The organism is Kitasatospora putterlickiae (assembly GCF_039527695.1).
Lineage (GTDB): Bacteria > Actinomycetota > Actinomycetes > Streptomycetales > Streptomycetaceae > Kitasatospora > Kitasatospora putterlickiae.
In genome coordinates this window covers 8526-14547 of record NZ_BAAAKJ010000290.1, presented here as the reverse complement: position 1 = coordinate 14547, position 6022 = coordinate 8526, and the positions used below count along the sequence as shown (strand labels likewise).

Here is a 6022-nt window from a genome sequence, read left to right as displayed (position 1 = left end):
ACTCCGGCCTTGGTTGGGGTGGTGGTGGTGCGCAGTGGTCCTCGCTCGGGCGGAGATCGACTTCAAGTACGCGCTCGGGCTGGAACTCGGCGATCCTGGCTTCGACTTCTCAGCGCACTCGGAGTTCCAGGACCCGCCGGTCGAGGCAGGAACAGAACCCCGCAGCTCCGTTCTCGTGCCTCCCCGCGCGTCCGGCGGTCCGCCCGGTTGGACCCGGAGTTCCTGACGAGCACGCCCGACCTCGCGGCGGTGGTGGCCGGGGCCGTGGACGACGGGCGCGACGTGTTCCAACACATCCCATGTGAATGGAAGGCAGTGAGAGAATGGGCGAGTTCACTTCCGAGGCCGCCGAGGCGCTGAAGGTCGCGGAGGCCACCTGCGGGCCGCTGGAGCTGGAGGAGATCACCAACCGGCGAGGATCGGCCGTCTGGAAGGCCACCGGTCCACGGGGTGCGGCGAGCATCAAGATCGGCACCGGCGAAGCCGCCGAGGTCACCGCGCGTGAAGCCTCGGTGCTGGACCAGCTGCCCGGCTACACCGTGACGGCCGGGCGCTTCGACAACGGCGTCTGGTACGTCACCCCGTGGCTGTCCGGGCCGTCCACCTGGCACGTGTTCCGCCCCGTACGCAAGGGCGATGGCGGGCGGGACGAAGCGCTCGCCGGTGCGGTCGCACTGTGCCTCGCCGTGACGGACCTCCACTCGGGAGGATGGGTGCACGGCGACCTCCAGCCCCAGCACGGCATCCACGGCGAGGGCGGGACGGTGCGTCTGCTCGACTTCGCCTGGTCCCGGAAGGCCGACGCGACACCGTGGACGAGGTTCGACGGCACGATGATCCACCTCACCGCCCCCGAGTTGGCCGAGCGGATCATCTCCGGCCCCCAGCCCGTCACCACGACACGGTCCGCCGACGTCTACGCCCTCGCCGGAACCCTGTGGACCTGCGTCACGGGCAGGTGGCCACTGGACTACGAGGCCGCCGGACTCGGCGGGAGCGAAAGTGTGGAGGAGCTTCGCCGGGCCATCGCCGCCAAGGCCGTCCCGTTGGACACCGCGACGCCGTGGCCCGCCCTTCAGGACATGCTGCGCCCCGTTCTGCTGGGCGGGCCGACGGACCGGCCGACCGCCGCCGAGCTGGCCGATCTGGTGAAAGCGGTCGGAGAGTGATCACACTGCGGGAGCTGACCCCGGAGGACGCCGACGCGCTCCAAGGCATCTACAGCCCGGAATCGACCAGGTTCCTGGGACGGGGACCCATGAGTGACACCGAAGCTCGCCGAGTTGCAGGTGAGGCTGTGGCCGCCGGGACTCGCTCCCCGCACACGGTCTACACCCTGGGCCTCGACCTCGACCACGACTTGATCGGAATCATCAGACTTCACCTGGATCGTCCTGTCACCGCGCTCAGCTACATCCTGCGCGCGGACACCTGGGGAATGGGATACCCCACCGACGCGGTCCGTAGGATGCTCGCGCTGGGCTTCGGCAGCCTCGGGCTGCCCGAGATCCAGGCCAAGCACCACCCGGGCAATCCGGCCTCCGGCCGCGTCCTCCTCAAGACGGGCTTCGTCTCGACCGGCGAGTACGCCGGATTCAGCACCTATGCCATCCGGCAATCCGTCCCGCGCGTACCCACCGGATCCGTGCCGGGCCACCCGCCCGGCACGGAATGACCTCGAACCGGCCGACGCTCTTCGGCGCCCCCGACCGTGCACCCCTCGCGTCGAGCTGACCCGGAGGCCCGTCGGCTGCTTCCATGGGCGGATGTCCGAGACACCTTCGCCGCTTCTTCCGCCGCCCGCCGAGGTGCTTGGGGTGCGCCGCATCCGGCTCGTCGAAGTGCCCATGCCCCACCTCGCCGTCGAGGAGCGGCGGGCCCGGGACCGGGTCTGGGCGGAGATGGTCCTGGCCAATCCCACACTCTTCGACGGCCCGGTGGTCGCCTGCGCCGGCACCTCATGGCCCAGACCCGGCGAACTCCACGTCTCCTGGTCCCGCGTGACCTACCGGCACTACGCCCTCCGCCGGGTCACCACGGCCACCGCCCCGACCGCCTCCCTCTCCGTGAGCGTCCTCCAACCCACCGACGACGGACGGGTGCTGGTCGGCCGGATGTCCCCCTCCACGGCCGCCCCCGGGCGGTGNCCCCCGTCGAACCCCCGCCCGACGGCGAGCGCCTGGACCTCGCCGCCCTGCGTCGCAACGCCGTCCGCGAGCTGGCCGAGGAGACCGGGGTGCCCACCGCGCCGAACGACTTGACGCTCTGGGCCGTCACCCGGGGCCGCTACGGCAGCGTCGGCGTGCTGTTCCTCGCCCCGCCGTTGTCCGAACCGGAGTTGCGCGAGCGCTTCACCGCCCTCGCGCCACCCGAGCGGGAGCTGGTCGAGCTGGCCTTCGTCCGCTCCCCCGTCGACCTGCCGGGCCTCCTCGGCCCGCACGCCGACTACCTGGCCCCCGTCCTCCACCGGTTCAGGCGTACTGCGCCCCGTTGAGGACGTTGCAGGCGTCGTCGCGGTAGCAGGAGCTCACCGCCCACCACTTGCCCCAAGAACGGTCCGCCGCCGGCGCCCCGTCCAGTCCGACGCAGTTGTCGATCCGTGCGGTGGTCGGCTGCTCGCGGCCGGCCACCGCGCCAGAACGTGTGCTCGCCTTGGCCTCCTTCTTCATCGGGATCCCGATGACGCGCGCGTAGGTGTTGATGTCCCGGCTGAACCCGATGCCGGTGGCCCCGACGACGTCCGCGATGTGCCGGCCGTTCTTCGCGTTCAGCACGATGAACCGATGTCGCCCCGCGAGGCGGGCGCGTCGACCCAGACGCTCGTGCCGACTTGGTGCCGCCAGCTTGGAAGTGACACGTCGACAACGCGCCAACGACCGGCACGCGGAGTCGGCACCCCCGCAGAATGGGGCCATGAAGCTCCCCGCCCTTCCCTCCCAAGTCCCCTGGCACGACACGGACTTGACCGTCTTCCCGTACGCGGCCCGGGTCGACGGCCGGTGGTGGATCCTGCGGCTCAACGGCTTTCCCGACCATCCGCTCTACACCCTGTTCATCGACGCCGAGGTCGGCGGCGACCTGGAGGACGCCCCGGCCACCTGGTGGCTGAGGGCCCCGGCGACACGCCCCGTCCTCAGCGCGCCGGAGCGTGCGGAGGTGCTCCGGCTCATGGCCGGCCTCGGCCCGTACGGCGCGGAAGCCGGCACCCCGTGCACCGGCGACTGGTGTACCTGTTCCGTCCTCACCGACGAGTGGGCCGCCCGGCCCAAGGCCGCTCCGCCGCCACCCTGAGGGTCGACCCTGGTGGGCTGGGTCGTCTACGTTGGGCTGTCACCGAGCGAGGAGTTGGCGATGCGTCATGCGGGGGAACGGCCGTCGACCCGGCTCGCCGACTTCGGGGCCGTGGCGACCCGGCTGGCGCTGCTGAGCGACCGGCGGCTCGGGGAGGTGGTGNNNNCGCCACCCCGCTCGGGTCCGGAGTCGGAGGCCGGTGCGCCGCCCTGGAGGTCGACGGGACGCGGGTGTTCGTCAAGAAGGTGCCGCTGACGGAACTGGAGACCCGGCCGGAGAACGTCCGCTCCACGGCCAACCTCTTCGGCCTGCCCGCCTTCTACCACTACGGGATCGGCTCGGCCGGGTTCGGCGCCTGGCGGGAGCTGGCCGTCCACAGCATGACCACTCACTGGGTGCTCGGCGGGGAGCACGACGGCTTCCCCCTGATGTACCACTGGCGCGTGCTGCCCGACACCGCGCCCGAGGGGCTCATGGACTTTCTCGGCGGTGTCGACGGCGCCGTCGCCCACTGGGACGGCTCCCCCGCCGTGCGCGAGCGGCTGGAGGCCATCGGGCGGGCCGGCCACAGTCTGGTGCTCTTCCTGGAACACGTGCCGCAGACGCTCACCGCGTGGCTGCGGGAGGCGTCCCCCGACGCGTACGCGTGGGCGGACGAGGCCGTGACGCGGGGCGCGGCGTTCATGCGCTCGCGCGGCCTGGTGCACTTCGACGCCCACTTCGACAACCTCCTCACCGACGGCCGGCGGGTCTACTTCGCCGACTTCGGGCTCGCTCTGAGCGCGGACTTCGAACTCTCGCCGGACGAACGGCGGTTCCTCACCGACCACCGCGCCTACGACCGCGACTACACGGCCGCCCACCTGCTCCGCCACCACCTCCTCAACCGCTACCGGGGCGACACGGGGGCGTCCGTCTTCCTGGAGCGCTGGCTGGCCGGCGAGCGGCCCGGCGGCATCCCGACGGAGGCCGCGGCGCTCGTCGACCGGCACGCCCGGACCGCCGTCGTCCTGGCCGGCTTCCAGCACCGGCTCCTCAAGGAGAGCAAGCGCACGCCGTACCCGGCCGCCGAACTCGACCGCGTCACGGCGTCCGCCGGATAGCCGCTGCCCTGCCGCGATCACGCGACGGTATGGCCCACCGCGCCGGAGTGGGAAGTCGGACCCGCCGACTTTCCACTCCGGGGGCAGAGCAGCAGGGGGTCAGTCGGCGTTTCCGGGCGGGCCGGTGTGGAGGCGTTCCCAGAGGCGGGCCAGGTGTGTGTGCAGGGTTTCCTCGGCCTCCTCGGTGGTCAGGTGGCCGATGAGCACATGGCTGGTCAGGCCGTCGGTGAGGGCGAGTAGGGACCGGGCCTCGCGCTGTGGGTCGGGCGTCAAAGCGGCGTCACCGCCGGCCTCCGCGATGAGGCGGCTGAGGAGGTCCTGGAGAGCGGCGTAGCTGGTCCTGAGTTTGGCGGCGAGCGGCTCGCTGACGGCGGCCCGGGCGACGAACGCGAGCCAGACCCGTGCCTCGGCGCGGTGCTCCCTGCGGAGCAGGGCGACCTCGGTGGCCGCGTGCCCCAGGGCCGAGGCGGCCGACTGGGCCGGGCTGCCGGCCAGGCGGGCCCGGGCGCGTTCGGTGATGCGCTCGCCGACGTGGTCGACGGCGAACAGGAGCATCTCCTCCTTGGTGCGGAAGCAGCGCTGCACGGCGCCCAGGGAGACCTCCGCGCGGGTGGCGACGTCGCGCATGGTCACCGCCTCGGGTCCGTGTTCGTCGACGAGGAGGCAGACGGCCTCGGCGATCCGCCGGCGTCGGCTCTCGTAGTCCACCTGCTTGGGCATGGTCGGGCGCCTCCTTATTCCGATACAAGCGTATCGGTTCTGGGCTATGGTTCCGGCACGAGCACTCCGACACCCGAACGGGGAGGACACGATCGTGCGGGACACCCTCTGGACGATGACCGCCGCCGCCCAGGCCGAGGCGGTCCGCAACGGCGACGTCTCGGCCGTCGAACTGGTCGACAGCCACCTCGACCGCATCGCCGACGTCAACCCGCGGGTCAACGCGGTCACCCAGCTGATGGCCGAACGCGCCCGCGAGGCCGCGGCGCGGACGGACGCGCGCCGGGCCGCGGGTGAGGAGCTGGGGCCGCTGGCAGGGGTCCCGTTCACCGTGAAGGAGACCACCGCCGTCGAAGGCGTGCCGACCACGATGGGACTCCCCCGCTTCCGCGACCTGGTGGCGACGGCCGACGCGCCCCCGGTGGCCCGGCTGCGCGCCGCCGGAGCCGTACCGATCGGGCACAGCAACATGCCCACCCTGGTCCTCGCCGGAATGCACAGCCGCAGCGAACTGTTCGGCGACACCGTCAACCCGTGGGACCCCGGCCGGACTCCGGGAGGCAGCAGCGGCGGCGACGCGGTGGCCGTCGCCACCGGCATGGCCGCGCTCGGGCTCGGCAACGACTCCGGCGGATCCGTACGCGTCCCGGGCTCGTTCTGCGGCGTGGCGGCCCTGAACCCCACCGCCGGGCGGTTCCCCGCCGACCACCGCCTGCCCGGCGCGGGCGACCCCGGACCGGCCACCCAACTGCTGGTCAAGGACGGGCCCCTGGCGCGCGGCATCGCCGACCTGCGACTGGCCTACGAGGCGCTGGCCGGAACCGACCCCCGGGACCCGAGGGCCGTCCCGGTGCCCGTCCGCGGTGAACCGCTGCCGGGACCGGTGAAGGTCGCGGTCGTCGCCGACC

The 6022-nt window shown here is 72.5% G+C and carries 6 protein-coding genes and 1 pseudogene; 5 read left to right on the top strand and 2 right to left on the bottom strand.

What is annotated here, in order from left to right; all coding sequences use genetic code 11:
- Positions 1 to 323 precede the first annotated feature (323 nt).
- Both ABD308_RS28290 and ABD308_RS28285 read left to right on the top strand, forming a co-directional pair.
- Positions 324 to 1169 carry a protein kinase domain-containing protein gene (locus ABD308_RS28290; RefSeq protein WP_344340378.1) on the top strand — a complete coding sequence of 282 codons (846 nt, stop codon included), beginning with the start codon at positions 324 to 326 and terminating at the stop codon, positions 1167 to 1169.
- Complete coding sequence (locus ABD308_RS28285; protein ID WP_344340376.1) at positions 1064 to 1675, top strand: GNAT family N-acetyltransferase; 612 nt, start codon at positions 1064 to 1066, stop codon at positions 1673 to 1675. Before ABD308_RS28290 ends, ABD308_RS28285 begins: the two co-directional genes overlap by 106 nt.
- A 796-nt stretch (positions 1676 to 2471) precedes the next feature.
- On the opposite strand, the gene ABD308_RS28280 is transcribed toward ABD308_RS28285, so the two are convergent.
- Positions 2472 to 2774: a hypothetical protein gene (locus ABD308_RS28280; RefSeq protein WP_344340373.1), complete on the bottom strand. Its 303-nt coding sequence runs from the start codon at positions 2772 to 2774 to the stop codon at positions 2472 to 2474.
- A 139-nt stretch (positions 2775 to 2913) separates the two neighbouring features.
- Here ABD308_RS28280 and ABD308_RS28275 point away from each other — a divergent pair, with 139 nt between their 5' ends.
- Entirely contained in the window at positions 2914 to 3291 is a 378-nt protein-coding gene (locus ABD308_RS28275) for a hypothetical protein (protein ID WP_344340370.1), read from the top strand.
- A gap of 60 nt (positions 3292 to 3351) precedes the next feature.
- Positions 3352 to 4394 (top strand): annotated as a pseudogene (locus ABD308_RS28270) (protein kinase family protein).
- 99 nt (positions 4395 to 4493) lie between these two features.
- On the opposite strand, the gene ABD308_RS28265 reads toward ABD308_RS28270, so the two are convergent.
- Positions 4494 to 5114, bottom strand: coding sequence for a TetR/AcrR family transcriptional regulator (locus tag ABD308_RS28265; protein ID WP_344340368.1), 621 nt, complete (start codon positions 5112 to 5114; stop codon positions 4494 to 4496).
- Positions 5115 to 5229: 115 nt separating this feature from the next.
- On the opposite strand from ABD308_RS28265, the gene ABD308_RS28260 reads away from it, so the two are divergent.
- On the top strand, positions 5230 to 6022 hold a 793-nt coding region (locus ABD308_RS28260), incomplete at its 3' end, for an amidase (protein WP_344340382.1).